The sequence below is a fragment of the Methylobacterium sp. C1 genome (genome assembly GCF_001854385.1).
Classification (GTDB): domain Bacteria; phylum Pseudomonadota; class Alphaproteobacteria; order Rhizobiales; family Beijerinckiaceae; genus Methylobacterium; species Methylobacterium radiotolerans.
Genome location: NZ_CP017640.1, coordinates 6,291,392 through 6,315,648, shown reverse-complemented (window position 1 = coordinate 6,315,648; position 24,257 = coordinate 6,291,392). Strand labels below are relative to the sequence as shown.

At 70.2% G+C, this 24,257-nt stretch carries 26 protein-coding genes; 13 read left to right on the top strand and 13 right to left on the bottom strand.

From position 1 onward, the window contains the following. The first annotated feature begins 37 nt into the window (after positions 1–37). The 9 genes from urtB (at position 38) to BKE41_RS29175 (ending at position 8,252) form a co-directional block, all read left to right on the top strand. Positions 38–964 carry an urea ABC transporter permease subunit UrtB gene (urtB, locus tag BKE41_RS29215; protein ID WP_012322399.1) on the top strand — a complete coding sequence of 309 codons (927 nt, stop codon included), beginning with the start codon at positions 38–40 and terminating at the stop codon, positions 962–964. A gap of 13 nt (positions 965–977) precedes the next feature. Beyond that, a complete protein-coding gene (gene urtC / locus BKE41_RS29210; protein WP_012322398.1) occupies positions 978–2,150 on the top strand; it encodes an urea ABC transporter permease subunit UrtC in 1,173 nt (390 codons plus the stop codon). A 7-nt stretch (positions 2,151–2,157) separates the two neighbouring features. Beyond that, positions 2,158–2,943 carry an urea ABC transporter ATP-binding protein UrtD gene (gene urtD / locus BKE41_RS29205; protein ID WP_012322397.1) on the top strand — a complete coding sequence of 262 codons (786 nt, stop codon included), beginning with the start codon at positions 2,158–2,160 and terminating at the stop codon, positions 2,941–2,943. Between the two features lie 56 nt (positions 2,944–2,999). Then, the gene (gene urtE / locus BKE41_RS29200; RefSeq protein ID WP_041372884.1) at positions 3,000–3,710 is read left to right on the top strand and encodes an urea ABC transporter ATP-binding subunit UrtE; all 711 of its coding nucleotides are present in this window, start codon (positions 3,000–3,002) and stop codon (positions 3,708–3,710) included. Between the two features lie 10 nt (positions 3,711–3,720). Beyond that, positions 3,721–4,740, top strand: coding sequence for an alpha/beta fold hydrolase (locus BKE41_RS29195; RefSeq protein ID WP_043075077.1), 1,020 nt, complete (start codon positions 3,721–3,723; stop codon positions 4,738–4,740). Between the two features lie 62 nt (positions 4,741–4,802). Beyond that, positions 4,803–6,032 carry a formamidase gene (gene fmdA / locus BKE41_RS29190; RefSeq protein ID WP_012322394.1) on the top strand — a complete coding sequence of 410 codons (1,230 nt, stop codon included), beginning with the start codon at positions 4,803–4,805 and terminating at the stop codon, positions 6,030–6,032. Positions 6,033–6,205: 173 nt separating this feature from the next. Beyond that, positions 6,206–6,523, top strand: a complete 318-nt coding sequence (locus tag BKE41_RS29185; protein ID WP_012322393.1) for a zinc ribbon domain-containing protein — start codon at positions 6,206–6,208, stop codon at positions 6,521–6,523. 46 nt (positions 6,524–6,569) lie between these two features. Further along, complete coding sequence (locus BKE41_RS29180; RefSeq protein ID WP_012322392.1) at positions 6,570–7,625, top strand: aliphatic amidase; 1,056 nt, start codon at positions 6,570–6,572, stop codon at positions 7,623–7,625. Between the two features lie 57 nt (positions 7,626–7,682). Beyond that, positions 7,683–8,252 carry a peptidase S14 gene (locus tag BKE41_RS29175; RefSeq protein ID WP_024828051.1) on the top strand — a complete coding sequence of 190 codons (570 nt, stop codon included), beginning with the start codon at positions 7,683–7,685 and terminating at the stop codon, positions 8,250–8,252. A gap of 102 nt (positions 8,253–8,354) precedes the next feature. Here the strand turns inward: BKE41_RS29175 and BKE41_RS29170 are convergent, their stop codons facing one another. The 3 genes from BKE41_RS29170 to BKE41_RS29160 form a co-directional block, all read right to left on the bottom strand. Further along, positions 8,355–9,203: an oxidoreductase gene (locus tag BKE41_RS29170; RefSeq protein ID WP_043075074.1), complete on the bottom strand. Its 849-nt coding sequence runs from the start codon at positions 9,201–9,203 to the stop codon at positions 8,355–8,357. A gap of 27 nt (positions 9,204–9,230) precedes the next feature. Continuing rightward, positions 9,231–11,192 carry a cytochrome C oxidase Cbb3 gene (locus tag BKE41_RS29165; protein ID WP_071000585.1) on the bottom strand — a complete coding sequence of 654 codons (1,962 nt, stop codon included), beginning with the start codon at positions 11,190–11,192 and terminating at the stop codon, positions 9,231–9,233. Between the two features lie 134 nt (positions 11,193–11,326). Continuing rightward, positions 11,327–12,079, bottom strand: coding sequence for a glucose 1-dehydrogenase (locus tag BKE41_RS29160; protein WP_071000584.1), 753 nt, complete (start codon positions 12,077–12,079; stop codon positions 11,327–11,329). 111 nt (positions 12,080–12,190) lie between these two features. Between BKE41_RS29160 and BKE41_RS29155 the strand changes: the two genes are divergently transcribed. Then, positions 12,191–13,084: a LysR substrate-binding domain-containing protein gene (locus tag BKE41_RS29155; RefSeq protein ID WP_012322387.1), complete on the top strand. Its 894-nt coding sequence runs from the start codon at positions 12,191–12,193 to the stop codon at positions 13,082–13,084. Positions 13,085–13,094: 10 nt separating this feature from the next. Here the strand turns inward: BKE41_RS29155 and BKE41_RS29150 are convergent, their stop codons facing one another. Then, a complete protein-coding gene (locus tag BKE41_RS29150) occupies positions 13,095–14,036 on the bottom strand; it encodes a glyoxylate/hydroxypyruvate reductase A (protein ID WP_071000583.1) in 942 nt (313 codons plus the stop codon). Between the two features lie 104 nt (positions 14,037–14,140). Continuing rightward, complete coding sequence (locus BKE41_RS29145) at positions 14,141–14,368, bottom strand: hypothetical protein (protein ID WP_012322385.1); 228 nt, start codon at positions 14,366–14,368, stop codon at positions 14,141–14,143. 219 nt (positions 14,369–14,587) lie between these two features. Between BKE41_RS29145 and BKE41_RS29140 the strand changes: the two genes are divergently transcribed. Next, the gene (locus BKE41_RS29140; protein ID WP_024828057.1) at positions 14,588–16,060 is read left to right on the top strand and encodes an MFS transporter; all 1,473 of its coding nucleotides are present in this window, start codon (positions 14,588–14,590) and stop codon (positions 16,058–16,060) included. Positions 16,061–16,145: 85 nt separating this feature from the next. On the opposite strand, the gene BKE41_RS29135 is transcribed toward BKE41_RS29140, so the two are convergent. From BKE41_RS29135 to otsB, 3 genes are all read right to left on the bottom strand, one after another. Further along, positions 16,146–17,147 carry a glucokinase gene (locus BKE41_RS29135; RefSeq protein ID WP_043075067.1) on the bottom strand — a complete coding sequence of 334 codons (1,002 nt, stop codon included), beginning with the start codon at positions 17,145–17,147 and terminating at the stop codon, positions 16,146–16,148. Between the two features lie 119 nt (positions 17,148–17,266). Then, positions 17,267–17,671, bottom strand: coding sequence for a DUF4260 domain-containing protein (locus tag BKE41_RS29130; RefSeq protein WP_029358053.1), 405 nt, complete (start codon positions 17,669–17,671; stop codon positions 17,267–17,269). A gap of 28 nt (positions 17,672–17,699) precedes the next feature. Continuing rightward, positions 17,700–18,443, bottom strand: a complete 744-nt coding sequence (gene otsB / locus BKE41_RS29125) for a trehalose-phosphatase (protein WP_071000582.1) — start codon at positions 18,441–18,443, stop codon at positions 17,700–17,702. Between the two features lie 114 nt (positions 18,444–18,557). Here otsB and BKE41_RS29120 point away from each other — a divergent pair, with 114 nt between their 5' ends. Further along, a complete protein-coding gene (locus tag BKE41_RS29120) occupies positions 18,558–19,067 on the top strand; it encodes a DUF427 domain-containing protein (RefSeq protein WP_012322380.1) in 510 nt (169 codons plus the stop codon). 52 nt (positions 19,068–19,119) lie between these two features. Beyond that, positions 19,120–20,343, top strand: a complete 1,224-nt coding sequence (locus BKE41_RS29115) for a serine hydrolase domain-containing protein (RefSeq protein ID WP_071000581.1) — start codon at positions 19,120–19,122, stop codon at positions 20,341–20,343. A 28-nt stretch (positions 20,344–20,371) separates the two neighbouring features. Here BKE41_RS29115 and BKE41_RS29110 read toward each other — a convergent pair whose 3' ends face one another. From BKE41_RS29110 to BKE41_RS29090, 5 genes are all read right to left on the bottom strand, one after another. Then, positions 20,372–20,986 (bottom strand): DUF2147 domain-containing protein, encoded by a 615-nt coding sequence (locus BKE41_RS29110; RefSeq protein ID WP_012322378.1) that lies wholly within the window; start codon positions 20,984–20,986, stop codon positions 20,372–20,374. 243 nt (positions 20,987–21,229) lie between these two features. Next, complete coding sequence (locus tag BKE41_RS29105) at positions 21,230–21,760, bottom strand: GNAT family N-acetyltransferase (RefSeq protein ID WP_012322377.1); 531 nt, start codon at positions 21,758–21,760, stop codon at positions 21,230–21,232. A gap of 142 nt (positions 21,761–21,902) precedes the next feature. Further along, positions 21,903–22,112, bottom strand: coding sequence for a hypothetical protein (locus BKE41_RS29100; RefSeq protein WP_012322376.1), 210 nt, complete (start codon positions 22,110–22,112; stop codon positions 21,903–21,905). Positions 22,113–22,520: 408 nt separating this feature from the next. Further along, on the bottom strand, positions 22,521–22,721 hold the full coding sequence (locus tag BKE41_RS29095; RefSeq protein ID WP_012322375.1) for a hypothetical protein: 201 nt from the start codon (positions 22,719–22,721) through the stop codon (positions 22,521–22,523). 98 nt (positions 22,722–22,819) lie between these two features. Next, on the bottom strand, positions 22,820–23,923 hold the full coding sequence (locus BKE41_RS29090) for a PAS domain-containing protein (RefSeq protein WP_012322374.1): 1,104 nt from the start codon (positions 23,921–23,923) through the stop codon (positions 22,820–22,822). Positions 23,924–24,257 lie beyond the last annotated feature (334 nt).

Here is a 24,257-nt window from a genome sequence, read left to right as displayed (position 1 = left end):
CGGGCGGAGCGCATCTCGGATCGGAGATAACGGGACCATGCTCGGCGACTACTCCCTCGGCGACCTCGGCGCGATCTTCGCCATGCAGGGCTTCGCAGGCCTGATCCTGTTCTCCGTCTACCTGCTGATGGCGCTCGGCCTCGCGATCATCTTCGGCCAGATGGGCGTGATCAACATGGCCCACGGGGAGTTCATGATCCTCGGCGCCTACGTCACCTATCTCTGCTCGACCTTCTTCCAGACCTACCTGCCGGCGCTCTTCCCGATCTACTTCTTCATCGCGATGGGCCTGGCGTTCCTCGCCTCCGGGGCGCTCGGAATGCTGGTGGAATGGGGCCTGATCCGGTTCCTCTACAAGCGCCCGCTCGACACGCTGCTGGCCACCTGGGGCCTGTCGCTGATCCTCCAGCAGGCCTACCGGTCGATCTTCGGTGCCCGCGAGGTCGGCGTCGAGCTGCCGTCCTGGCTGATCGGCTCGGTGCAGGTCACCGACACGATCGAGATCCCGATCAACGGCCTGTTCGTCATGGCCGTCACGATCCTGATCACCGTCAGCGTCGCGCTGCTGATCTTCCGCTCGCGCTTCGGCCAGCAGGTCCGCGCGGTCATGTCGAACCGCGCCATGGCGGGGGCCGTCGGCATCGATACCGAGAAGGTCGACCGCTACACCTTCGGCCTCGGCTGCGGCATCGCGGGGATCGCGGGCTCCGCGTTCACGATGATCGGGTCGACCGGGCCGACCTCCGGCCAGCTCTACATCGTCGACACCTTCCTGATCGTCGTGTTCGGCGGCGCCGCGAGCCTCCTCGGCACCATCGCGTCGGCCTTCTCGATCTCCCAGACGCAGTCGACCCTGGAGTTCTTCCTCTCCGGCTCGATGGCCAAGGTGATCACCCTGCTCGCGGTGGTCGGCATCCTGATGCTGAGGCCCCAGGGCCTCTTCACCCTCAAGGTCCGGCGCTGAGGATTTTTCGACCATGACGAATCCGGTCCAGACCCTCACCAAATCCGTCACCGTCAACGACAACCCGTTCATGAAGCCGGTGGAGTGGCTGAGCCTGCTCCTGCTCGCCGGGGTGATCCTGGTCGTCCTGCCGCTGGTGCTCGACGGCTTCCGCCTCAACCTCGTCGGCAAGTACCTGACCTACGCGTTCGTCGCCCTCGGGCTGGTGATCTGCTGGGGCTACGCGGGGATCCTGTCGCTCGGTCAGGGCGTGTTCTTCGGCCTCGGCGGCTACTGCATGGCGATGTACTTGAAGCTCGAAGCGTCGAGCATCGAGAACACGAAGATCCAGTCCACGCCCGGCATCCCGGACTTCATGGACTGGAACCAGATCACGGCCCTCCCCTGGTTCTGGCAGCCGTTCAAGAGCCTGCCGCTGACGCTGATCCTGGCGGTCGCCGTCCCGGTCCTGTTCGCGATGCTGATCTCCTTCGCGATGTTCAAGCGCCGGGTCGGCGGCACCTACTTCGCGATCATCACCCAGGCGATCGCCGCGATCCTGACCATCCTGATCGTCGGCCAGCAGGGCTATACCGGCGGCATCAACGGCATCACCGACCTGCGCACCCTCCACGGCTGGGACATCCGCACCGACCACGCGAAGGTCATCCTGTACTTCGTCAATGGCGGCCTGCTGATCGCCTGCATCCTGGCGGCGCAGTACGTGAAGAAGTCGAAGCTCGGCCGCATCCTCGTCGCCATGCGCGACAAGGAGGACCGGGTCCGCTTCTCGGGTTACTCGGTCGCCGGATTCAAGGTCTTCGCCTTCTGCTTCGCCGCCGGACTGGCGGCCATCGGCGGCGCGATGTTCACCCTCCAGGTCGGGTTCATGTCGCCCTCCTTCGTGGGCATCGTCCCCTCGATCGAGATGGTGATCTACGCCGCGGTCGGCGGGCGCCTGTCCCTGTTCGGCGCGGTCTGGGGCACGCTGCTCGTCAATTGGGCCAAGACCAGCTTCTCCGAGAGTTTTCCGGATCTCTGGCTGTTCGGCCTCGGCGCCCTGTTCATCGCGGTGGTGCTGGCCTTCCCGAACGGCCTCGCCGGGATCTGGCGCGAGCATATCGAGCCGCGCCTCACCCGCCGGGTGAAGGGCCTGCGCGCCCCGCCGCCCGCCATCGTCCCGCCCCACGGCGCCCCGGCCGAGTGAGTCTCCGATGAACGCCGCGATCCTCTCCTCCCCCGTGGTCGGCGCCGAGGCGGCCCCGCCCGACTACCTCCTCGCCGTCGAGGCGCTCACGGTCTCGTTCGACGGGTTCAAGGCGGTGAACGACGTGTCGTTCTACGTCGATCCGGACGAGATCCGGGTGATCATCGGGCCGAACGGCGCCGGCAAAACCACGGTCCTCGACCTGATCTGCGGGCGCACCCGGGCCAGCGCCGGCTCGATCAAGTACAAGGGCCAGGAGCTGACCAAGCTCTCCGAGAGCGCCATCGTGCAGGCCGGCGTCGGCCGCAAGTTCCAGACGCCGTCGATCTACGACGACCTGACGGTGTTCGAGAACCTGGAGATCTCGTTCCCCCGCGGCCGCTCGGTCTTCGGCGCCCTCACGTTCAAGCGGGACGCGGAGGTCCGCGACCGCATCCACGCCATCGCCGAGACGATCTTCCTGAAGGACCAGCTCCGGGAGCGGGCCGAGTTCCTGAGCCACGGCCAGAAACAGTGGCTGGAGATCGGCATGCTGCTGATCCAGGACCCGGAACTGCTGATGCTCGACGAGCCGGTGGCTGGCATGAGCGTCGGCGAGCGGATCAAGACCGCCGAGCTGCTCAACCAGATCATCAAGGGCCGCTCGGTGCTGGTGATCGAGCACGACATGAAGTTCGTCGAGGACATCGCCCACCGGGTGACCGTCCTGCACCAGGGCAAGGTGCTGTCTGAGGGTTCGATGGAGCGGGTCAAGAACGACCCGAAGGTCATCGAAGTTTATTTGGGACATTGACGATGGCGTCTCTTCAGACCGCGCATCCGCCCCTGGTCCAGGCGCCCCCGCTCGCCATGATCCCATCCGCTACGCCGGCGCTCGCCGTCGAGGACCTGCACGCCGCCTACGGCCAGAGCGAGGTCCTGCACGGGCTGACCTTCTCGGTGGCCCCCGGCGAGATCGTCGCCGTGATGGGCCGCAACGGCATGGGCAAGACCACGCTGATGAAGACCCTGATGGGCCTCGTGCCGGTCAAGGCCGGGTCGATCCAGGTCGAGGGCGCGGACGTGGCCGGGCTCAAGAGCCACGCCCGGGTCGCCAAGGGCCTCGCCTACGTGCCGCAGGGCCGCATGATCTTCTCGACCATGACGGTCCAGGAGAACATCGAGACCGGCCTGACGGTCACCGGCACCCGCAAGGTCCCGCAGGACCTGTACGACATGTTCCCGGTCCTGCTGGAGATGAAGGGACGGCGCGGCGGCAACCTCTCGGGCGGCCAGCAGCAGCAGCTCGCCATCGCCCGGGCGCTGGCGAGCCGGCCGAAGGTCCTGCTCCTCGACGAGCCCACCGAGGGCATCCAGCCCTCGATCATCCGGGAGATGGGCCGGACGCTTAAGAAGATCCGCGACGCGCGCGGCCTCTCCATCGTGGTGTCGGAGCAGGTCCTCAGCTTCGCCCTCGACGTCGCCGACCGGGTGATCGTGCTGGAGAACGGGTCCATCGTCCACGAAGCCCCGCGCGACGGGATCGACGAGGCAGCCGTCGCCCGGTTCCTGTCGGTCTAGGGGCACCCGCATGGCGGATTACGAGATCTTCGAACTCGGCGACTTCGTGCTCCAGTGCGGCAAGACGCTGCGCGCGGCCAAGCTCGCCTTCAAGACCTTCGGGACGCTGAGCCCGGCCAAGGACAACGCCATCGTCTACCCGACCTGGTACTCGGGCCAGCACACCGAGAACGAGTGGTTGATTGGCCCCGGCAAGGCGCTCGACCCGGACAAGTACTTCATCATCATCCCGAACATGTTCGGCAACGGGCTCTCGTCCTCGCCGAGCAACACGCCGGCGCCCTGGAACGGGCCGCGCTTCCCCAACGTCACCGCCTACGACAACGTCCGCGCCCAGCACCGCCTGGTCACCGAGCATTTCGGCATCGAGAAACTCGTGCTCGTCACTGGCTGGTCGATGGGCGCGCTCCAGACCTACCACTGGGCGTCGATGTACCCCGACATGGTGCCGAGGATCCTGCCGTTTCAGGGCTCGGCCAAGTGCTCCCGGCACAATTACGTCTTCCTGGAAGGCGCCAAGGCGGCGCTGCAGGCCGACGCCGCCTGGGCGGAGGGCTGGTACGCGAGCCCGCCGACGCGGGGCCTGCGCGCCTTCGGCCGGGTCTACGCCGGCTGGGGCCTGTCGCAGACCTTCTACCGGCTCGAGGCCGACATCACCCACATGGGCTACGCCTCGCTGGAGGATTTCCTGATCGGGTTCTGGGAAGGCCTGTTCTACGAGCGCGACGCCAACAACCTGCTCGCCATGCTGTGGACGTGGCAGCACGGCGACATCAGCGCCAACGACACCTTCAAGGGCGACTTCAAGGCCGCGCTCGGCGCCATCCGCGCCAAGGCAATCCTGATGCCCGCCTCGACCGACCTGTATTTCCCGCCCGAGGACAACGCCATCGAGGCGGCCGCCATGCCGAATGCGGAGCTGCGCGTGATCGACACGTGGTGGGGCCATTTCGCGGGCGGGCCCGGCACCAGCCCGGACGACATCAAGGTCCTCGACGACGCACTCAAAGAGCTGCTCGCGAGCGGGTGAGAGACGCGCAGCGGCGCGCGGACGGGGCCTGCCCCGGAGAGTCAGGGAGCTGGAGACACGAGATGCCCGAGACGCTGATCAAGGTCGATCTCACGCAATCGGCCTACGACAACGACATGGTGCACAACCGCTGGCACCCCGACATCCCGATGGTCGCCTACGTGAAGCCGGGGGCGGACTTCATCGTCGAGACCTACGACTGGACCGGCGGCTTCATCAAGAACAACGATTCCGCCGACGATGTGCGCGACATCGACCTGTCGATCGTGCACTTCCTCTCGGGTCCGATCGGCGTCGAGGGCGCCGAGCCCGGCGACCTGCTGGTGGTCGACCTCCTCGACATCGGCGCCAAGCCCGAGAGCCAGTGGGGCTTCAACGGCTTCTTCTCCAAGAAGAACGGCGGCGGCTTCCTGACCGAGCACTTCCCGCAGGCCCAGAAGTCGATCTGGGACTTCGAGGGGATGTTCACCAAGTCCCGCCACGTCCCGGGCGTGCGCTTCCCCGGCCTGATCCATCCCGGCCTGATCGGCTGCCTGCCCGATCCGAAGATGCTGGAGACCTGGAACACCCGCGAGAAGGCGCTCTACGACACCGATCCGGAGCGCGTGCCGGCGCTCGCCACCCTCCCCTTCGGCCCGACCGCCCATATGGGCCGCCTGAAGGGCGACGCGAAGGACGCGGCCGCCGCCACCGGTGCCCGCACGGTCCCGCCGCGCGAGCACGGCGGCAATTGCGACATCAAGGACCTGTCGCGCGGCTCGAAGATCTACTTCCCGGTCTATGTCCCCGGCGCCGGCCTCTCGATGGGCGACCTGCACTTCAGCCAGGGCGACGGCGAGATCACCTTCTGCGGCGCCATCGAGATGGCCGGCTGGGTGCATCTCAAGGTTGAGCTGATCAAGGACGGCATGGCCAAGTACGGGATCAAGAACCCGATCTTCAAGCCGTCGCCGATCACGCCGAAATACGACGATCACCTGATCTTCGAGGGCATCTCGGTCGACGAGAGCGGCGGCCAGCACTACCTCGACGTCCACATCGCCTACCGGCAGGCCTGCCTGAACGCGATCGAGTACCTGAAGAAGTTCGGCTACTCGGGCGCGCAGGCCTACTCGATCCTCGGCACCGCGCCGGTCCAGGGGCACATCTCGGGCGTCGTCGACATCCCGAACGCCTGCGCGACGCTCTGGATACCGACCAAGATCTTCGAGTTCGACATCAACCCGGGCGCCGACGGACCGACCAAGTTCCTCGACGGCTCGATCCAGATGCCGCTCTCGCCGGATCTTTGATGCTTCGTTTCCCGGCCGGTCGCGGCTGACGCGACAGGCCCCCTCTCCCGGGCGGGAGAGGGTTGGGGTGAGGGATGCGACCTCTCCGGACAGGTCTCGCCCCTCACCCTGTCCCTCTCCCGAACGGGAGAGGGGACCCGCGCTTAACCCGGCAGCCCTTCTGGAAGCACCCCATGCCCGTCTACGATTACGCCTGCGAGGCCTGCGGCCCCTTCACGGTGATGCGGCCGATGGCGGAGTTCCGCGAGCCGCATGCCTGCCCGGATTGCGGCGGCACGAGCCAGCGCGCCTTCCTCACCGCGCCGCGCATCGCCGGCATGGATGCGGGCCTCAGGACCGCCCACGCCACCAACGAGCGCAGCCGCCACGCGCCCAAGCGCTCGGGCAGTCACGGAGCCGGCTGCGGCTGCTGCTCACCCAAGAAAGCGACCGCCGCCCCGGCCGCCGCCAAGAGCTTCCCGAAGGCGCGGCCCTGGATGATCAGCCACTGAGCCGCGCGCATCCGAGGGACGAACACGGTCAGGAGGACTTCACGCCATGATGCACGGAGACATCTCGTCCAGCCAGGACAGCGTCGGCGTCGCCGTCGTGAACTACAAGATGCCGCGCCTCCACACCCGCGCGGAGGTGCTGGAGAACGCCAAGGCGATCGGGAAGATGATCGTCGGGATGAAGACCGGCCTGCCCGGCCTCGACCTCGTGATCTTCCCGGAATACTCGACCCACGGCATCATGTACGACGCCGCCGAGATGTACGAGACCGCCTCGACGGTCCCGGGCGCGGAGACCGAGATCTTCGCCGCCGCCTGCCGGGAGGCCAAGGTCTGGGGCGTGTTCTCGCTCACCGGCGAGCGCCACGAGGAGCACCCGCACAAGGCGCCCTACAACACCCTGATCCTGATGAACGATCAGGGCGAGATCGTTCAGAAGTACCGCAAGATCATGCCCTGGACGCCGATCGAGGGCTGGTATCCGGGCGACCGCACCTACGTGTCGGACGGGCCGAAGGGGCTGAAGATCAGCCTGATCATCTGCGACGACGGCAATTATCCCGAGATCTGGCGCGACTGCGCTATGCGGGGCGCCGAGCTGATCATCCGCTGCCAGGGCTACATGTACCCGGCCAAGGAGCAGCAGGTCGTCATCTCGAAGGCGATGGCCTTCGCCAACAACACCTACGTGGCGGTGGCCAACGCGGCGGGCTTCGACGGCGTCTACACGTATTTCGGCCACTCGGCGATCATCGGCTTCGACGGCCGCACGCTCGGCGAATGCGGCGAGGAGGAGATGGGCATCCAGTACGCCGCCCTCTCCAAGTTCCTGATCCGGGATTTCCGCGCCCACGGCCAGTCGGAGAACCACCTCTTCAAGCTGCTGCACCGCGGCTACACGGGCATGATCAATTCCAAGGAGAACCGGCACGGGATGTCGGAATGCCCCTACGACTTCTACCGACGCTGGATCGAGGATCCCGACGGAACCCGCGACGCCGTCCGGGCCATTACCCGTCAGAGCGTCGGCACGGAGGAATGCCCGATCGAGGGCATCCCCTTCGTGGGCAAGGGTCAGGGTGCGCCCGACCCGGCGCGCTGATCGCCGGCTGGGCGCCGCGGGGGGCGGCCCTGGGCCGGACCTTGGACCAGGAGAACCATGGACACGACTCCCCTCGGCCCCACCGCCTTCCGGGCCCCCGCGGTGCTGCTCTCCGGCCCGGTCGATTACGACATGTACAAGGACTTCCGGCGCCAGCTCGGTGCGGCGGGGGACCGTGAGATCGTCGTGGTCGAGCTCACGACGCTCGGGGGCGATCCGGAGGTCGCCCGGATGATGGGGGAGGACATCCGCTTCAACACCGCGATGGACCCGAACCGGCGGTTCGTCTTCCTCGGCAAGGCGGCGATCTACTCGGCCGGCACGACCTTCATGAGCTTCTTCGCCCGGCCGAACCGCTACCTGACCTGCGGCACGCGGCTGATGATCCACGAGCGCAAGATGAACAAGCAGCTCCACGTCGAGGGGCCGCTCACCACCTGCATCGCCGCCGTGAAGGCGACGCTCAACGAGATCCTGTGCTCGATCGAGATCCAGAACGAGGGGTTTGCCAACCTCGTTGCGGGCTCGGACGTCACCCTCGACGAGGTGCTCGAGAAGGCGCCGGCCAACTGGTACCTCGAGGCCGAGGAGGCCAAGCGGCGCGGCCTGATCGAGGCGGTCATCTGAGCCGCGTCTTTGCGGATGCCGTGAAGCAACCCAGGGCAGCGCGACACCGGCGCGCGCGGCGCTGCTCGACGGCTTCGCTCCGCTCGCGAAGATGGCCGGGTTTCACGGCTGCGGGTAATCGGCCCCGAGGCTGGTCTCGCGCCATGCCTCGATCTCGGCGAGACGCTGCTTCAGCCGGCTCGTGACTGCGTCGTACCCCCAGGCGCCGAGGACGAGGTGGCGCGGCGGGTTCTCCATCTCGGTCACCCGGATCATCGCCTCGCCGGCCCGAACTGGATCGCCCGCCTGGGTGCCGCTCTTTTCCGAGGTCGCCTTGAGGCGCGCGCCGGCGGTCTCGGCGTAGTCGGGAATCGCGTTCGGCGTCTGGACGAGGGAGCGCCCGGCCCAGTCGGTGCGGAACGGCCCCGGCTCGATACAGGTCACACGGATTCCGAGGGGTCCGGCTTCGGCGGCGAGGGAATCCGAGAACCCTTCGACCGCGTGCTTGGTAGCCGCGTAGTAGCCCGAGGCCGGGAAGCCGACGAAGCCCGCCACCGAGGTGATGTTGAGGATGTGGCCGGAACGCTGCGACCGCATGACCGGCAGCACCGCCCGGGTCAGCGCGAACAGGCCGAAGACGTTGGCATCGAACTGGGCGCGGACCTTGTCCTCCTCGCCCTCCTCGATGGAGGACTGGTAGCCGTAGCCGGCATTGTTCACGAGCACGTCGATCCGCCCGAACGTGTCCGTCGCGGCGCGCACGGATTCGCGGATCTGACCGGCCTCGGTCACATCCAGGGACAGGGCGAGCACCCGGTCCTCGGCGCCCCGCGCGAGGTCGGCGACCTTGGCCCGGTCGCGGGCCGTCACCACCGCCCGCCAGCCGCGCCCGATGATGAGCCGGGCGAGCTCCAGGCCGAAGCCCGTGGAGCAGCCGGTGATGAACCAGACCGGATCGCTGTTCTGCGTCATGGCATGTCCTGAACTCGGGTGGCGGGGTCAGGGCGTCGCGGCCGGCTCCGTCAGGCGATCGACCGAGAGCAGGTAGGCGATCAGCGCCGTCTGCTCCTCCGCCGTCACGCCGGAGCCGGCATCCGCCCAGAAGGCGTGCCCCGTGCCGGTAACGCGGGCGATCCGCGCCGTATCCGAGGCGGCGTTCGCGGCGATCACCTTGGCCCGCAGATCCCGGTCGACCAGGGCGCGCAGACTGTTGGCGGGATCCGGGGCGACGCCCCTGTACAGCGTGCCCGGGACGCCGAGCTGGCCCTCGGCATCGGGGCCGACCGCGACGCCGGAATCGTGCAGGTACGGCGCCGTCCAGGCGAGGCCCACGAGGTTCGGCACCTTGTAGCCGCCCTCAGTGCCCCCCTGCCCCCAGGCGAGCTGCACCTGCGCGAGCGCCGCGCCCGCGAGCGGAACCGGGACGATGACGGGATCGGCCGGGGTCGGGAACGGCGTGTCGGTGGCGAACATCGCCGGCGCCGACAGGCGCGCCTCCATCTTGGCGCCCGCCCGGGCCCGGGTCGGCTCTGTGCCGATCTCGGCCTCCGGGACGACCCGGTGGTTGGTGAGCGCCGGGCCGGAATGGCAGGTGCCGCAGCCGGCCTTCTCGAACACCGCCCGGCCGGCCCGGACCCGGTCCGGATCCTGCCCGGCGGCCGGCGGGTGCAGCAGGTTCTGGAAGGCCGACATGGCGTTGTTGGCGTGGTTGACCGGCTCCCCGGGGACCGAGGTGAACAGGCCGTTGTCGGTGACGTAGTTGGTCGCCGGATAGGTCGGCAGCACCGCGTAGCTGTTCAGGCCCGGCGAGGCCGGGGTCGGATCGACGCTGCGCAGCACCTCCGACGGGCTGCGGCCGCCGCTCGGCTTGTAGCGGAACGCCTCGGTGGCCGCCCCGCGCAGCACGATGCCGAGATACGTCTCCGGATCCATGCCGAACAGCCAGGGCGCGGCGGCGGCGAGCTGGGTCGTGTCGGAATTGGCCGCGTGGACGTTGTTGTTGAGCGAGGACAGGCCGGCGAAGGGTCCGATCGCTTCGCGCCCGCTCCAGCTGTAGGGCTCGCCATAAGCGGAGAAGCTCGACGGGATCGAGGTCGGATTGGTGACCCGGTCGGCGGACGAGTCGAAGCTGCCCGGCGGCCAGCTCGCCACCTGCACCTTGGTGGCCGCCTCCACGGCCGCGGCGTCCGGCAGCGCCGGTCCCGCGTCGGTCGAGCCGGTATGCTGCGGGTCGGCGGAAGGTCGGGCATCGGCCTCTGGCACGCTGGCGTGCATGAAGTAGGCCGAGGAGTTCCTCGCGAGCGCCATCAGCAGCCCGGCATTGAGGTCGGTGTTGGGCGCGCCCTCAACCACCTTGCCGGTGCCGGGATCGACTGCGGCGTGGCACAGGGCGCAGGTGATCCCCATGCGCAGGTGACCGCGGTCGGAGAAGGTCTTGATCCCGATGATGAAGGCGCCGCCCTTCGGCACGTCCAGCCCGGTCGGGACCAGCTCGCCCGTCCGGTAGACGCGGTCGCCGACGCGCACGTCCTTCGCCATGGCGACCTGGAGGTTGGTCGTGCCCTGACCTCCGAGCTTCGCCACCGCCAGCGCGACGGCGCCGGGCGTGAGGCCGCCGTCGAGCATGCCCATGACGTCGGTCAGGAAGACCTCGTTGCCGAACGTCTCCTGATAGAAGGCCTGGCGTCCACGCTCGACCATGGCCGGATCGATCGCGACCGCGCCGCTCCTCGGCGAGAGCGCCTTCCGTCCGTCCTCGGTGGCTTCGAGCCCGTCGGCCTCCGCGCGCGAGACACGGCGGCCGAGAATGTCGAAAGCGGTCTGGATCGGGTATCGGTCCGGATTGAGCAGGTCCGCCCGGTCAGGCATCGGCGCGTAGCTGAAGCGGCCGAGGCTCAGCGTCGCGCCGGCCGCGACGGCCAGGAGCCCGGCGGTGATGAGGATGCGGCGCGGCCAACCCATGAGACCCGATTGTCCTTCCCGGCGCCCGCCCGCGACGAAGCGGGACCGGAGGGCCGGGCCTTTAACCGCCGGCCATTGTTAGGGTTCACCCCGGCGGCCGGGACCGGGTGTCGCGTCCCGGCCGACCCGGATCCTCAGATCTGGACCTGCCCGCCATCGGCGAACAGCTCGACGCCGTTGATGAAGCTCGCCGCGTCCGAGGCGAGGAACAGGACCGCCTGCGCGATCTCCTCGGGCCGGCCGACGCGGCCGGCCGGGATCTGGCCGGCGAGGAAATCCTTGGTGGCCGCCGCCTGATCGCCGCCGCCGAAGAGCTCGTCGAGCCCGGCGGTCTCGGTCACGCCCGGGCTGATCGTGTTCACCCGGATGCGCCGGTCCTTCAGGTCGAGGATCCAGTTCCGGGCGAAGTTTCGCACCGCCGCCTTGGTGGCCGAGTAGACGCTGAAGCCGGGCGTCCCGGAGCTGCCGGCGGTCGAGCCGGTGAGCACGATCGCGGCCCCGTCCCGCAGCAGCGGCAGCGCCTTCTGGACGGTGAAGAGCACGCCCTTCACGTTGGTGTCGAAGATGCTCTGGTAGTGCGCCTCGGTGATCGCGCCCAATGGCGCGAAGGTGCCGCCGCCGGCGTTGGCGAAGATCACGTCGATCTGCGCGTGCCTCTGCTGGACCGCATCGTACAGGCGGTCGATGTCGGCGAGGTTCGCCATGTCGCCGCGCACACCGGTGATCCGGCCGCCGATCTGCTTCAACGCCGCGTCGAGGGTCTCCTGGCGGCGCCCGGTGATGAACACCGAGGCCCCCTCGGCCACGAAGGCCTTGGCGGTGGCGAGGCCGATGCCGCTGGTGCCGCCGGTCACCACCACAACCTTGTCCTGAAACCTGCCAGCCATCGTCGTTCTCCGTGCTGCGGCCCCGTATGCGCCGCTGGCCGGAGAGATGCCGCCGGAACGATGATGCGGGTAGCCCGCGAATGTGGCACCCAGCGTTCCACTGGAGGAACGATGGTCCGCGCCGATCTGAACGACTACGTCTACTTCGCCGAGGTCGTCGCGCACGGCGGCTTCGCCGCGGCGGGCCGGGCGCTGCACCAGCCGAAATCGAAGCTGAGCCGCCGCGTCGCGGCCCTGGAGGCGCGCCTGGGCGCCCGCCTGATCGAGCGGTCGAGCCGGCGCTTCCGCGTGACCGAAGTCGGCCAGGGCTTCTACGAGCGCTGCCGGGCGATGATGCTGGAGGCGGAGCGGGCCGAGGCGCTGGTCGCGGAAGCGCAGACCGAGCCGCACGGGCGGATCCGCATGAGCTGCCCGTCGGGCCTCGCCGACATCGTCGCCGCGCGCGTCCGCGGCTTCCTCGTCCGCTACCCGAAGGTGAGGCTGCAGCTGGTCGTGACCGACCGGCCCGTCGACCTGATCGAGGAGCGGATCGACGTGGCGCTGCGTGTGCGGCGAGACCTGACGAGCGACGCGTCGCTGACCATGCGCACGCTCGGATCCTCGCGCTGGATCCTGGTCGCCGCGCCGCAGGTGGCGCGCGGCCTCGGTCCCGACATCGCCGCGCTCGGCGCTGTCCCGACGCTCGGCACCCGCGACGATCCGGGCGAGGCGGAGTGGCGGCTCGAGCACCGTGACGGCACGGTCGTCACCCTGCGCCACGAGCCGCGCCTGACCTGCGGCGACTTCGCCGCGCTCACCGACGCAGCGGCTGACGGTCTCGGGGTCGCGTTCCTGCCCGACCACGCCTGCACCGACGCCGTCGCGGCGGGTCGGCTCGTGCCCGTCTATCCGGACTGGCAGGGCCAGCCCGGGATCGTGCACATCGTCTTCACGACCCGGCGCGGGCTGCCGCCGGCCGTGCGCGTGCTGATCGACCACCTCGCGGCGACATTCCCGAAGCTGTGACGCGCGCGTCTCAGTACCCCCGCGCCGCGTCGACGCCGTCCGGCACCTGACCGGTCCGCCGATAGGCCCGCAGGTTGGCCGCCACCGTGGCGGCCGCCGAATCCATGTCGGTGGGCCCCGAGACGTGCGGCAGCACCGTCACGCGGGGATGGGACCACAGGGGCGACTCGGTCGGCAGCGGCTCGACCGCGAAGACGTCGAGGACCGTGTGGGCGAGATGGCCGGTGTCCAGAGCGGCGATCAGATCTTCGGTGACGACGATCGGTCCGCGGGCGAAGTTGATCAGCGCGGCGCCGGGCTTCAGGGCGGCGAGGCGCTCGGCGTTCACGAGGCCCCGCGTCTCCGGCGTCAGCGGCACGAGGCAGACGAGGATGTCGCACCGGCCGAGCATCGCCGGGAGGCCGTCGGCGCCGTGGAACGTCTCGAGGTCCGGCACCGCCTTGGGGCTGCGGCTCCAGCCGACGACGCGGAAGCCGGCTCCGGTGAGCCGCTCCGCCGCCGCGGTCCCGAGCGCCCCGAGGCCGAGCAGGCCCACCGTCGTCTCGGACGGCTTGCGGTAGGCGTGCGGGCGCCAGACCCGGTCGCGCTGCTGGCGGGCATAGGCCGGCATGTCGCGCTGGAGATAGTAGGTCCAGGCCAGCACGGCCTCCGCCATGGTGCGGGCCATCTCGCGGTCGACGAGGCGGACGATCGGCAGCGGCCGGTCGAAGGCGCCGACGAGCTTCTCGACCCCGGCCCAGAGGCTCTGCACCCAGACCAGCCCCGGCAGCGCCGCGACCTCGGCCGGATCGGGGTTGGCCACGACGGCGACTCGGGCCGCCGCCCGGGCCGCGTCGTCCATCGTCCGGAACGGGATTAGGCGCTCCTCGGGCATGGCCGCCGACAGGATGCGCAGATACTCCGCCTCCTGATCCGGCCCCTTGCACCCGACCAGGGCGATTGCCTCAGCCATCCGCGTCCTCCGCACCGTACCGTTCCACCCGTCCACGCGCGGGCGAAGCAGGCGCTGTGCCTGACAGGACCCGGATCGTCGAGACGGGCCGGGCGCCGGCGTTCTCAGCGCGCCTCGATCAGCGCCGGGTAGACGAGACGGACGTTGCGACGGTCCTCAGGGATCGCGGTCTCGGCCCGCCGGCGGATGCTGCCGGTCGTCGTCGCGACTGCGGGCTCGGTCGGCCGGAGGCGCCAGCGCTCGGCCGCCTGCATCGCGACGCGGGGCTTGGGCCGCTCGAGGTGCCGGTCCGCTCCCTCTGTGGGCGCGGTGGCGAGTCCGCCGAGCGTCATGGCGGACAGCAGGACGTACCGGGGCCAGGATCGGCGGGAACGGGCAGCACAGGAGGACATGGGAGGAGCACCGCGTGAACCTCCCTGTTCTGCGCGGCGCGCGTGAAGACGAAATCGAACCGAATCGATTTCCAACCCGTTCCCAACACCTGCCTACAGTCGCGGTAAATGCCGGCTGTCTCAGCAGGGTAAACACTTGGACCGGGAGGATACGCGGACATGGCGAGCAAGGTCGAGGGGGGATCCGGGACGCCGGAACGCGCGGAGATCGGCCGCGTGATCGACACCGACATCTCCGCGCGCCTGGACCGGCTGCCCTGGGGCCGCTTCCACGTACTGGTGATCGTGGCGCTCGGCATCACCTGGGTGCTGGACGGCCTCGAAGTGACGCTCGCCGGCTCCCTGGTGGGCGCGCTGCGCCAGCCGCCCATGTCGTTCTCGGAGTTCGACGTCGGGCTCGCCGCCTCCTGCTACCTCGTGGGCGCCGTCACCGGCGCGATCGGCTTCGGCTGGCTCACCGACCGGATCGGCCGCAAGAAGCTGTTCTTCATCACGCTCGCCCTCTACCTCGTCGCCACGGCCGCCACCGGCCTGTCGTGGAACATCTGGAGCTTCTGCTTCTTCCGCTTCCTCACGGGCGCGGGGATCGGCGGCGAGTACACGGCGATCAACTCGACCATCCAGGAGCTGGTCCCGGCCCGGGTCCGCGGGTGGACCAACCTCGTCATCAACGGCTCGTTCTGGATCGGCGCGGCGCTCGGCTCGTTCATGTCGATCGTGCTCCTCAAGCCCGAGGTGATCGACCCGGCCTGGGGCTGGCGCGTCGCCTTCTTCACCGGCGGCGCCATCGGCCTCGTGATCCTCCTCCTGCGCACCTGGATCCCCGAGAGCCCGCGCTGGCTCGCGACCCACGGCTACGCGGCGGAAGCCGACCGGGTCGTCACCGGCATCGAGAAGCGCTTCACCGACGAGGGCGTCACCCTGCCGCCGGTGGACGAGAGCAAGCGCATGAAGGTCCGCACCCGCGACCACACACCGCTCTCCGAGGTGTTCAAGGCGCTGTTCGTGACGAGCCGCAAGGAGACCATGGTCGGTCTCGCACTGATGATCGCGCAGGCCTTCTTCTACAACGCCCTGTTCTTCACGTACGCGCTGGTGCTGGAGCGCTTTTACCAGGTCCCCGGCAACCATGTCGGCTGGTACCTGCTGCCCTTCGCGCTCGGCTCGTTCCTCGGCCCGCTGCTCCTCGGGCGGCTCTTCGACACGATCGGACGGCGCAAGATGATCGCCTTCACGTACGGCATCTCGGCGCTGCTGCTCGCCGGTGTCGGCCTGCTGTTCCGCCTCGACGTGCTCGGGCCGGTCGGCCAGACCGCGGCCTGGATGGTGGTGTTCTTCTTCGCCTCGGCGGCGGCGAGCTCGGCCTATCTCACGGTCTCGGAGACCTTCCCGCTGGAGATCCGGGCCCTGGCGATCGCGGCCTTCTACGCGGTCGGCACCGGTATCGGCGGCGTCTCGGGCCCGCTCCTGTTCGGCACGCTGGTCGAGACCGGCTCGCGCGACTGGGTGCTGTTCGGCTACGGCCTCGGCGCTGTGCTGATGCTCATCGCGGCGGTGGTCGGAGGCATCTGGGGAACGGCCGCGGAGGGCAAGTCCCTGGAGGAGGTGTCGAAGCCGCTGGCAGCGGCCTGAGGGCAGGCCCGCGGCGACAGCCGTCCGCGCGGGCGGAGCGAGGCCGCCGGGCCTCGCTCCGCACAGCGCTCGCCGTCGCGGTCCGTCACGTTTCCCTGCGCCACACCTGCCCGTGGTAGACGAACTTGGCGCCCTCGTTCGCCAGGGCCGCCAGGCCCCGGAAGGCCGGGTCGTGGACGGTGATCACGCTGGTCGGGATCCGGCGCATCATCTCGGCGAAGGGCGCCTTCTTCTCGAAGGCGGTGCGGAAACCGCTCTCCTCGAGCACCTTGAGGATCCGGGGCGCGATGCCCCCGCCGATATAGACGCCGCTCGTCGCCAGGAAGGTCAGCGCGAGGTCGCCGCAGACGCGTCCGAGCACCCGGCCGAACAGCTCGAGCGTCTCGGCGGCGTGCGGATCGGTGGCGCTGAGACCGGCCTCGGTGACCGCGGCCGGCTCGATCTTCTCGTGCGGCTGCCCGGTCCGGACATGGGCGACGGCCGCGTGGAGCCGCGACAGGCCCGGCCCCGACAGCACCGTCTCCACGGTGATCCGGTCCTCGACCCGCTCCAGCGCGTGCCAGACCTTCTCCTCGAAGGCGTCGGCCGGGCCGATATCGGTGTGGCCGACCTCGGTGGACACGATGGCGAGATGCGCCGCGTAGGGGACCAGCGCCGCCGCGCCGAAGCCGGTTCCGGGGCCCAGCACCACGCGGGCGCCGCCGGGCACGGGCGGACAGGGCCCGACCGGCGTGAGGTCGTCGGGCTCGATATCGGCGGCGCCGGCCGCCACCGGCACGTAGTCGTTCACGACCGTCGCGGATGAGAGCCCGAAATCCTCGGCGATGCGCTGGCCCGCGATCTTCCAGTGCGCGTTCGTCAGCTGGATCTCCGGCCCGTCGACCCGGCCGGCGATCGCCAGGATGGCCGCGCGCGGCGCCGGGCCGCCGCCCTTCGCCAGCGACGCCCTGATCGCACTCGAAGGATCGGGATGGTCTGCGGTGGCCTCGTGCGCGAGGAGGCGGGGCTGGTCGCCGGCCTTCTCGATCAGACCGAACCGCGCGTTCGTCCCGCCGATGTCGCCGACCAGAACCGGAAACTCGAACATCGCAACTAGCCCCTGCTCTCTGGCCCGCCGCGACGGGACTCGCGCCCGGCACGGCTCCGGCGATTGATCGGCCCCGCGACCCCGCGCGGGCAAGTCCCATTCGGCGGCGATTGCACCGCTCAGGACGGCGCGATCGTCTTGTCACGCGGCCGGCCGATGACGCCAAGATGCGTATCACCGAATCCGCTGCCGTATTTGAGACCGTAACCGACGGCGCGGTCGAGACCGATATGGGCGAACCAGATCAAGGCCAACCCTACGGCCTCGGGATGGCCGACGGCGATCGCCAGGGGCAGGCCGACGAGCGGCAGCGCGAGCGTGTGCGCCGCATTGTAGAGCGCGGCGCCGACCGCGGGACCGGCCGCGTAGCCCAGCATGCTCAGGTCGGGAACGAAGAGCAGCGCCGCGAAGAGCCACCACGACGGCCCGAGCCAGCCATAGGCGAGCAGGGCGGCGACCAGGATGCAGGCTCCCTCCAGCCGCAGCAGCAGGCGCGGCCAGCCCGTGACGGAACGCCCCGTCATCGCGATCTCCCCTGGACGGCGCGGCGCGTCAGGCCGGCGGCAGCGCGTCCGGGTCGATCGCACCGCCGGCGGCCCAGTTGCTCAGCAGGGCACGGACGGCGGCGGGGTCGGGCAGGCGTCGCCGGGCGACGGTCTCGCCGTCCCCGACGCGCACCGCGACGCCGCCGTCCTCGTTCACCGACGCGAAGGCGATCTCGTCGGTGCGGTCGTCGCCGAAGAAGACGGGAATCCGTCCCGCGTAGGGCGCCTGCGCCATGAAGGCCCGGATCGCGTGGGCTTTGGTGGCCTGCGCGGGGACGATCTCGCCGACCGCCTTGCCGAGCTGGAGGCGATAATCGGCGCCGAGGACCTCCGCCGCGCCCTTCACCAGCGTCTCGGCCCGCAGCGCGTCGTCCGGGCTCGCGAGCCGCCAGTGGACCGCCACTGAGGCGCCCTTGTCCTCGATCAGGACCTGCGCCAGCGCGGCGGTCTCGGCCTGCAGGCGCGCGACCTGCCGGCGGAGGTCGGGGTGATCCTCCGCGCGGCCGCCGGTGAGCGCGCCGTCGACCCGGCGCTCCACGCCGTGAAGACCGGCCGCGTCGAGGCGCGCGGGCGTCAGGAAGCCGTCGATCACCGTGACTGGCCGGCCGGTGACGATGGCGAGGGCGCCGTCGAGGCGTGCCCGGAGACGCTCCAGATCCTCCACCAGACCCGGCTCGACCCGCACGGCATCCGGCCGCGGAGCGATCTCGGCGAGCGTGCCGTCGAAGTCGAGGAAGAGGGCGATGTCCATCGCGGGCGATCCCGGGCTCGAGTGTCGGCGACGGGCTAGCACGGGCGCGCCGGACGACAAACGCCGGCCGCGGCGCCCTATCTGGATCCGCACTGACACAGCACGAGGTTTCCCATGCGCGGATCGCCTTTCCGGCCCGTCCCCGATCCCGTCAGGCCGGGCGAGGAGAGCGTCTGGGACTATCCGCGGCCGCCGCGGCTGGAATCCGTCCCGGACCGGCTGCAGGTCGTGCTCGGCGGCCGCGTCATCGCCGAGACCGGTTCCGGCTTCCGGGTACTCGAGACCTCGCACCCGCCGACCTACTACCTGCCGCCCGCCGACATCGCGGACGGGGCGCTGGTGAACCGGCGGCGCGGCGGGATCTGCGAGTGGAAGGGACAGGCCGTCCTGTTCGACGTGCGCGCCGGCGACCGCCTCGTGCCCGGGGCCGCCTGGGCCTACCCGGACCCGACGCCGGATTTCCGCGCGATCGCCGGCTACGTCGCGTTCTACGCCGGCCCGATGGACGCCTGCTTCGTCGGGGCGGCCCAGGTGACGCCGCAGCCCGGAAACTTCTACGGCGGCTGGATCACGCCCGGCATCGTCGGCCCGTTCAAGGGTGGGGCCGGGACAATGGGCTGGTGATTTCGTTCCCCTCCCCTTCTACGCTTCCGGACCGCCACCACGAGGAGACCGCATGAGCGCGCTGACCGAGACCGATCCGACGGGTGCCGGGTTCAGCCCGGACGGGCTCGCCCGGATCGTGCCGTGGATGGACCGCCTCGTCGGCGACGGTCGGCTGGCCGGCCTGTCGGTCACCGTGGCGCGGCGCGGCCGCATCGCCTTCGCGCGTGCCTGCGGGCAGGCCGACCTCGCCCGGGCGACGCCGTTCACCCTCGACACGGTGACCCGGATCTACTCGATGACCAAGCCGCTGACCTCGGTCGCGGTGATGCAGCTCTACGAGCAGGGCCTGTTCCAGCTCGACGATCCGATCTCGCGGGTCCTGCCCGAGTTCGCCGAGATGCGCGTCGCCGTGGGCGGCAACCGGGCGAAGCTCGAGACCGAGCCCGCGCGCCGGGCGATCACCGTGCGGGACCTGCTGACCCACACGGCCGGGCTGACCTACGGCTTCATGGAAGCGACCCTGGTCGACGCGCAGTACCGCGAGCAGGGTGTCGACTTCCTGGCGCGCGAGGGCACGCTCGCCGAGATGACCGCGCGGGTGGCGAAGCTGCCGCTCCTCGCCCAGCCGGGCAGCGCCTGGAACTACAGCGTCGCCACCGACGTGCTCGGCCAGTACGTGGCGGCGCTCACCGGCCGCCCCTTCGCCGACCACCTCCGCGAGGCGGTGATCGGGCCCCTCGGCATGGTCGATACCGATTTCTACGTGCGGCCCGAGCTGATGCCGCGCTTCTGCGCCACCTACGCGTACGATCGCGCGCGGCAGCTGCGCCTGTTCGACGATTCGGTGGAGACGGCCTTCGCGCGCCCGCCCGCGATCGCGTCGGGCGGCGGCGGCCTCGTCTCGACGGCGGCGGATTACCAGCGCTTCTGCCGGATGATCCTCGACCGGGGCACCCTCGACGGCGCGCGCCTCCTGGGCCGCAAGACGGTCGACCTGATGCTGGCGAATCATCTGCCGGGCGATCTCGCCGCGATGGGCACGCCGCGCTTCGCCGAGACCTCCTACACCGGCATCGGTTTCGGTCTGGGCTTCTCGGTGATGCTCGACCCCGCCCGGGCCCAGATCCTCGGCACGCCGGGCGAGGTCGCCTGGGGCGGCCTCGCCTCGACGGCGTTCTGGATCGACCCGGCCGAGGATCTGTCGGTGGTGCTCATGACGCAGCTCGTGCCGTCCTCGGCCCTGCCGATCCGGCGCGAACTGCGCGTCCTGACCTACGCGGCCCTCGCCGATTGAGGGCCGGCCGCGGGAGGGCTGGCGCCGCTCACTCCTCCTTGGGCGCCTCGGAGGCGGCGGGCTTCTGAGCCGGCTTCGCGCCGGCCTTGGCGGTCGGCTTCGGGGCGGCGGTGGCGTACTCGGGATCGCTGCGCGGGCCGTTCGCGCCGTTGGTCGGGCCGGGAAGCTGGCCCGGCGCGAGATCGGTCACCTTGGTCCAGGTCTGCGACTTGCACAGGAACGCGATCAGGCAGCCGCGCACCGTCAGCTCGCCGGGCGTCTCGGTCCAGATGGTGACGTCGTAGGACTTGCCGTCCTCGGAATTGTAGATCTTGCCCTCGTAATGGGCGTCGGCGTTCGGCTTCAGGCCCATGATGAGCTGGTGCCCGAGGGACGGCCGAGCCTGCTTCTTCGGATCGGGGTTCTTGAAGTCGATCCGCGGCTCGCCCTTGTCGTTCAGCGGAACCTTCAGCCACACCACGTAGCCGCACAGCCGGTCACCCGCGGTCCCGCACTTCTCGAGGCGCACGCGCGCGCGGCCGTCCTCGGTGAGATAGGTTCCGCTGGGATCGGTCGGCGTCTTGGCCTGGGCCGTGCCCGCCAGCGCCGAGAGCGCCAGGATCGCGAGCGGCGCAACCCGGCGACCGATCGATGTAAACCGCATACCCGAACTCCCATCCCTCGCGAGTCGTGATGGAGCCTTGACCGCCCGCCCTCGCGTAAACCGCTTCCGCGCGCGGAAAGATCTCTCCCTCCGCGTCATCGCGCCCGCACCGCACCGAGAACCGGACGGCGTGCGCGTCATGCCCGCCCTCTCCCGCGCGAAGTTGTCCGCATCATGACAACTCAGCCGGGGTTTTGGACCAGAATCGCTCCCGCGATACTGGGACTGGCAAGCGATTGACGGTCAGATCCGCGTCGGCGGGAGGCTGCGGCCGGGTCCGAGGGAACGCTGCATGAGCGTCACGTCGAGCCAGCGCCCGTGCTTGTGGCCGACACCCGCGAGGGTTCCGACGGGCGTGAAGCCGAGGCTGGCGTGCAGCGCGATCGAGGCGGGAGAGCCGCTGTCGGCGATGATGGCGACCAGGGTCCGGCAGTCGATCTGCTCGCTCGCCGCGATCAGGGCCGTGAGCAGGCGCCGGCCGACTCCGCCGCCTCGGGCCGTCCGGGCGACGTAGATCGAATCCTCGAGGGTCGAGCGGTAGGCGGCGCGCTGGTGATAGGGCCCGGCATAGGCGTAGCCGGCGACCGTGCCGTCCCGGTCGGCCACGAGATAGGGAAAGCCGCCCGCGCGCAGCACCTCGAAGCGGCGGGTCATCTCCGCCAGCGTCGGCGGCTCCGTCTCGAAGCTGGCCGTGCTGGTGGTGACGGCGTCACCGTAGATCGTCGCGATGGCGGGGAGGTCGGCCTGCGTGGCCGGGCGTATCACGTCTGTCACGGCCGCAGGTTAAGCGAAGCCGCCTGGCTCCGGCAATGCGCCCCGCGGGGGCCCGGCGGGGCGCGGTCCTGCGGGCGGTCTCGCGGCCGCGGCGGGACCGGCGCCGCGGCGCAGATCCCGCGCGACTGGAGCGGTCGACGTCTTACTCGGCGGCGGACATCTCGGCCGTGAAGTGGCCGCACCAGTCCTTCGAGGCGACGACCGGCCAGAGGCCCTTCGACTCGGGGGCCGGCTGGCTGACCGGAGGATTGAAGCGGCAGAGGCCCTCGTCACCCTTCGCCTGGGCGCCGTTGAGCTTGTGATCGTCGAAGAAGCGGCAGCTTTCGCAGGCGGCGTTCGCGGAACCGGCCATCGGGTCTCTCCATCGGATGTTTCGGGTGGTGGGACCGCGTCGGCGGTGCGCCCTCCACAGTTCTTAATTAGAATAGCTCGAAAGTGAGGTCAACGGCAGGCCTGTGCGGAGCTTGCTCGGCCGGCGGCTCACGCGCGGAGCGGTGCGACGGATGGAGGGGGTGAGCGATCCGAGGTCGATGACGGGAGGTGATCCGGGCCGCTGCCTCCTGCGCCGGCGCTCCCGCCCTCAGGGCGACGACATCGGGCATGCCGCGATGGCGGCCCGGACACGTGCGACCCGGCACGGCTCAGAATGCAGCGAAGCCGGATTCCCGTCGGGAATCCGGCTTCGGAGAAGCGGCGGTGATCCGGTCATCGCCGGAGCGGGTCGATCCGATCGCCGTCGACGCGGACGGCGTCGGATCGGTCAGCCCTGCTTGGCCTTCTTGTTGGCGTTGTGGTGACCGATCGCGCAGCCCGCGGCCGCGCCCATCTTGCCGTGTCCGGCCATGTGCCCGGCGACACCGCCGACCACGGCGCCCTTGAGGCAGCCCTTCGCCTGGGCGGGCGCGCCGGCCAGCAGGCCCGCGACGGCCAGGGCGGAAACGAGTGCGATCCGATTCGTCATCGAGACTTCTCCTGTCGTTGGTGCTGCAACGGGCGGGTGGCCCGAGCCGTTCCCGCGCCGACCCGACAGCTCCGCGCGCCTCTCGGGACCGTGACCCGTCAGCGCGCGAGCCCGGCCACGAGCCGCACGAGGTCCGACTGGCGGCTCGCTCCGGTCTTGGCGAAGATCGCCTTCAGCTGCGAGCGCGCGGTCGCCGCGGTGATCGCGAAGCGCGACGCGGCCTCCGCGAGGGAGGTTCCGCTCGACAGCGCCTGGGCGAGCCGCGCCTCGGCCGGCGTCAGCCGGTAGGCCGCCTGGAGGATCGCGGTCGCGGGCGCGGCCGGGGTCCCGGGAACGCTCCCGAGGAGCAGCGTGCTCGCGCCGGCGAACAGGCCGCGGCTCGGTCCGACCAGCGGCACGACGTGGATCACGATCGGCGGCCCGTCGCGTCGCGCCGCCACGACGGCGGAGATCGGCGGCCGACCGAAGGGCCGCGCGAGCGCTTCGAGCTGCCGCGCGGCGTCCGGATCCTCCGCGGTGAGGCGGCCGCCCGCGAGCTTCAGGTCACGCCCCAGGAGGGCGCCGAACGCGTCGTTCCAGCGGAGCGCCCGCCCCTCGGCGTCGAGGATCAGGGCGGCGCGGTCGATCAGCTCGAAGGCCTGCGTCAGCCCCGCGAGCCGGGCCCGCTCGACCATCGACGTCAGCAGGCCCGCGCGCTGCAGGAGGGGCGACAGGGTCGCGAGGCGCCGCTGCTCGTGCGGCTCGTACGGCCCCTGCTCCACGGTCCGCTGCAGCGAGAGGCACCACAGACGCCCCTTCACGGCGAAGCCGATGCCGGCGAACCAGCGCAGGCCGCGGGAGGCCAGCAGGTCCTGGTAGAAGGGCAGGCGCGCGATCTCTTCCGGCGTGGTGAAGTCCTGATCGACCGCGATCCCGCGCGTCCGCATGAGCGGGATACCGCGGAGGCGATGGTCGTCGCGGTGCCAGCCCTCGTCGAAGTAGCGGCGCGAGGCGTCGGCGAGCGAGGCGGTGCAGAGCGATTCGAGGCCGGTCCGGTCTGAGCGCAGCAGCAGGGCGCCCTCGCTGCCGGATGCTCGCACAACGCGCTCGGCCAGGTCCGGCCAGCGCGCGGGGTCGACCACCGCCTCCTCGAGGTCCTCCCGGAAACCGGACTCAAGGTCATCGTGCAGGCGGGCGAAGAGATCCGGCCTCACGCCCGACATGTCGCGCGCCTCCCCCGTGACGGATACTGCCGCGCGACAGCGGCCCGCCGAACTATCGACCTCGATCCGTACGGCTTCATACCGTCGAACTATAGATCACGTTTCTAAATCCGAGCAAGCACCCCACTATTTACAGCTTTCGGTCGGCAGCGGACGGGCGGACTTCGCCGGCACTCCGCACCGCCGCGTCGAAATCCGCGCATCATTCGCCGGCGGAGGGAGCGACGGCGCCCGTCAGCACGACAGGTCGGCCTGAGCTGGGACCCGGCTTGCCGATCCCGCGCGGCTCTCGGGTCAGCACTCTGCCACGGCTTGCCATTTACAACTTCTGATA

Bases quoted from the DNA above. Each gene is read 5' to 3' on its own strand.
- urtB (WP_012322399.1), top strand. From the start codon at position 38: ATGCTCGGCGACTACTCCCTCGGCGACCTCGGCGCGATCTTCGCCATG.
- urtC (WP_012322398.1), top strand. From the start codon at position 978: ATGACGAATCCGGTCCAGACCCTCACCAAATCCGTCACCGTCAACGAC.
- urtD (WP_012322397.1), top strand. From the start codon at position 2,158: ATGAACGCCGCGATCCTCTCCTCCCCCGTGGTCGGCGCCGAGGCGGCC.
- urtE (WP_041372884.1), top strand. From the start codon at position 3,000: ATGATCCCATCCGCTACGCCGGCGCTCGCCGTCGAGGACCTGCACGCC.
- BKE41_RS29195 (WP_043075077.1), top strand. From the start codon at position 3,721: ATGGCGGATTACGAGATCTTCGAACTCGGCGACTTCGTGCTCCAGTGC.
- fmdA (WP_012322394.1), top strand. From the start codon at position 4,803: ATGCCCGAGACGCTGATCAAGGTCGATCTCACGCAATCGGCCTACGAC.
- BKE41_RS29185 (WP_012322393.1), top strand. From the start codon at position 6,206: ATGCCCGTCTACGATTACGCCTGCGAGGCCTGCGGCCCCTTCACGGTG.
- BKE41_RS29180 (WP_012322392.1), top strand. From the start codon at position 6,570: ATGATGCACGGAGACATCTCGTCCAGCCAGGACAGCGTCGGCGTCGCC.
- BKE41_RS29175 (WP_024828051.1), top strand. From the start codon at position 7,683: ATGGACACGACTCCCCTCGGCCCCACCGCCTTCCGGGCCCCCGCGGTG.
- BKE41_RS29170 (WP_043075074.1), bottom strand. From the start codon at position 9,203: ATGACGCAGAACAGCGATCCGGTCTGGTTCATCACCGGCTGCTCCACG.
- BKE41_RS29165 (WP_071000585.1), bottom strand. From the start codon at position 11,192: ATGGGTTGGCCGCGCCGCATCCTCATCACCGCCGGGCTCCTGGCCGTC.
- BKE41_RS29160 (WP_071000584.1), bottom strand. From the start codon at position 12,079: ATGGCTGGCAGGTTTCAGGACAAGGTTGTGGTGGTGACCGGCGGCACC.
- BKE41_RS29155 (WP_012322387.1), top strand. From the start codon at position 12,191: ATGGTCCGCGCCGATCTGAACGACTACGTCTACTTCGCCGAGGTCGTC.
- BKE41_RS29150 (WP_071000583.1), bottom strand. From the start codon at position 14,036: ATGGCTGAGGCAATCGCCCTGGTCGGGTGCAAGGGGCCGGATCAGGAG.
- BKE41_RS29145 (WP_012322385.1), bottom strand. From the start codon at position 14,368: ATGACGCTCGGCGGACTCGCCACCGCGCCCACAGAGGGAGCGGACCGG.
- BKE41_RS29140 (WP_024828057.1), top strand. From the start codon at position 14,588: ATGGCGAGCAAGGTCGAGGGGGGATCCGGGACGCCGGAACGCGCGGAG.
- BKE41_RS29135 (WP_043075067.1), bottom strand. From the start codon at position 17,147: ATGTTCGAGTTTCCGGTTCTGGTCGGCGACATCGGCGGGACGAACGCG.
- BKE41_RS29130 (WP_029358053.1), bottom strand. From the start codon at position 17,671: ATGACGGGGCGTTCCGTCACGGGCTGGCCGCGCCTGCTGCTGCGGCTG.
- otsB (WP_071000582.1), bottom strand. From the start codon at position 18,443: ATGGACATCGCCCTCTTCCTCGACTTCGACGGCACGCTCGCCGAGATC.
- BKE41_RS29120 (WP_012322380.1), top strand. From the start codon at position 18,558: ATGCGCGGATCGCCTTTCCGGCCCGTCCCCGATCCCGTCAGGCCGGGC.
- BKE41_RS29115 (WP_071000581.1), top strand. From the start codon at position 19,120: ATGAGCGCGCTGACCGAGACCGATCCGACGGGTGCCGGGTTCAGCCCG.
- BKE41_RS29110 (WP_012322378.1), bottom strand. From the start codon at position 20,986: ATGCGGTTTACATCGATCGGTCGCCGGGTTGCGCCGCTCGCGATCCTG.
- BKE41_RS29100 (WP_012322376.1), bottom strand. From the start codon at position 22,112: ATGGCCGGTTCCGCGAACGCCGCCTGCGAAAGCTGCCGCTTCTTCGAC.
- BKE41_RS29095 (WP_012322375.1), bottom strand. From the start codon at position 22,721: ATGACGAATCGGATCGCACTCGTTTCCGCCCTGGCCGTCGCGGGCCTG.
- BKE41_RS29090 (WP_012322374.1), bottom strand. From the start codon at position 23,923: ATGTCGGGCGTGAGGCCGGATCTCTTCGCCCGCCTGCACGATGACCTT.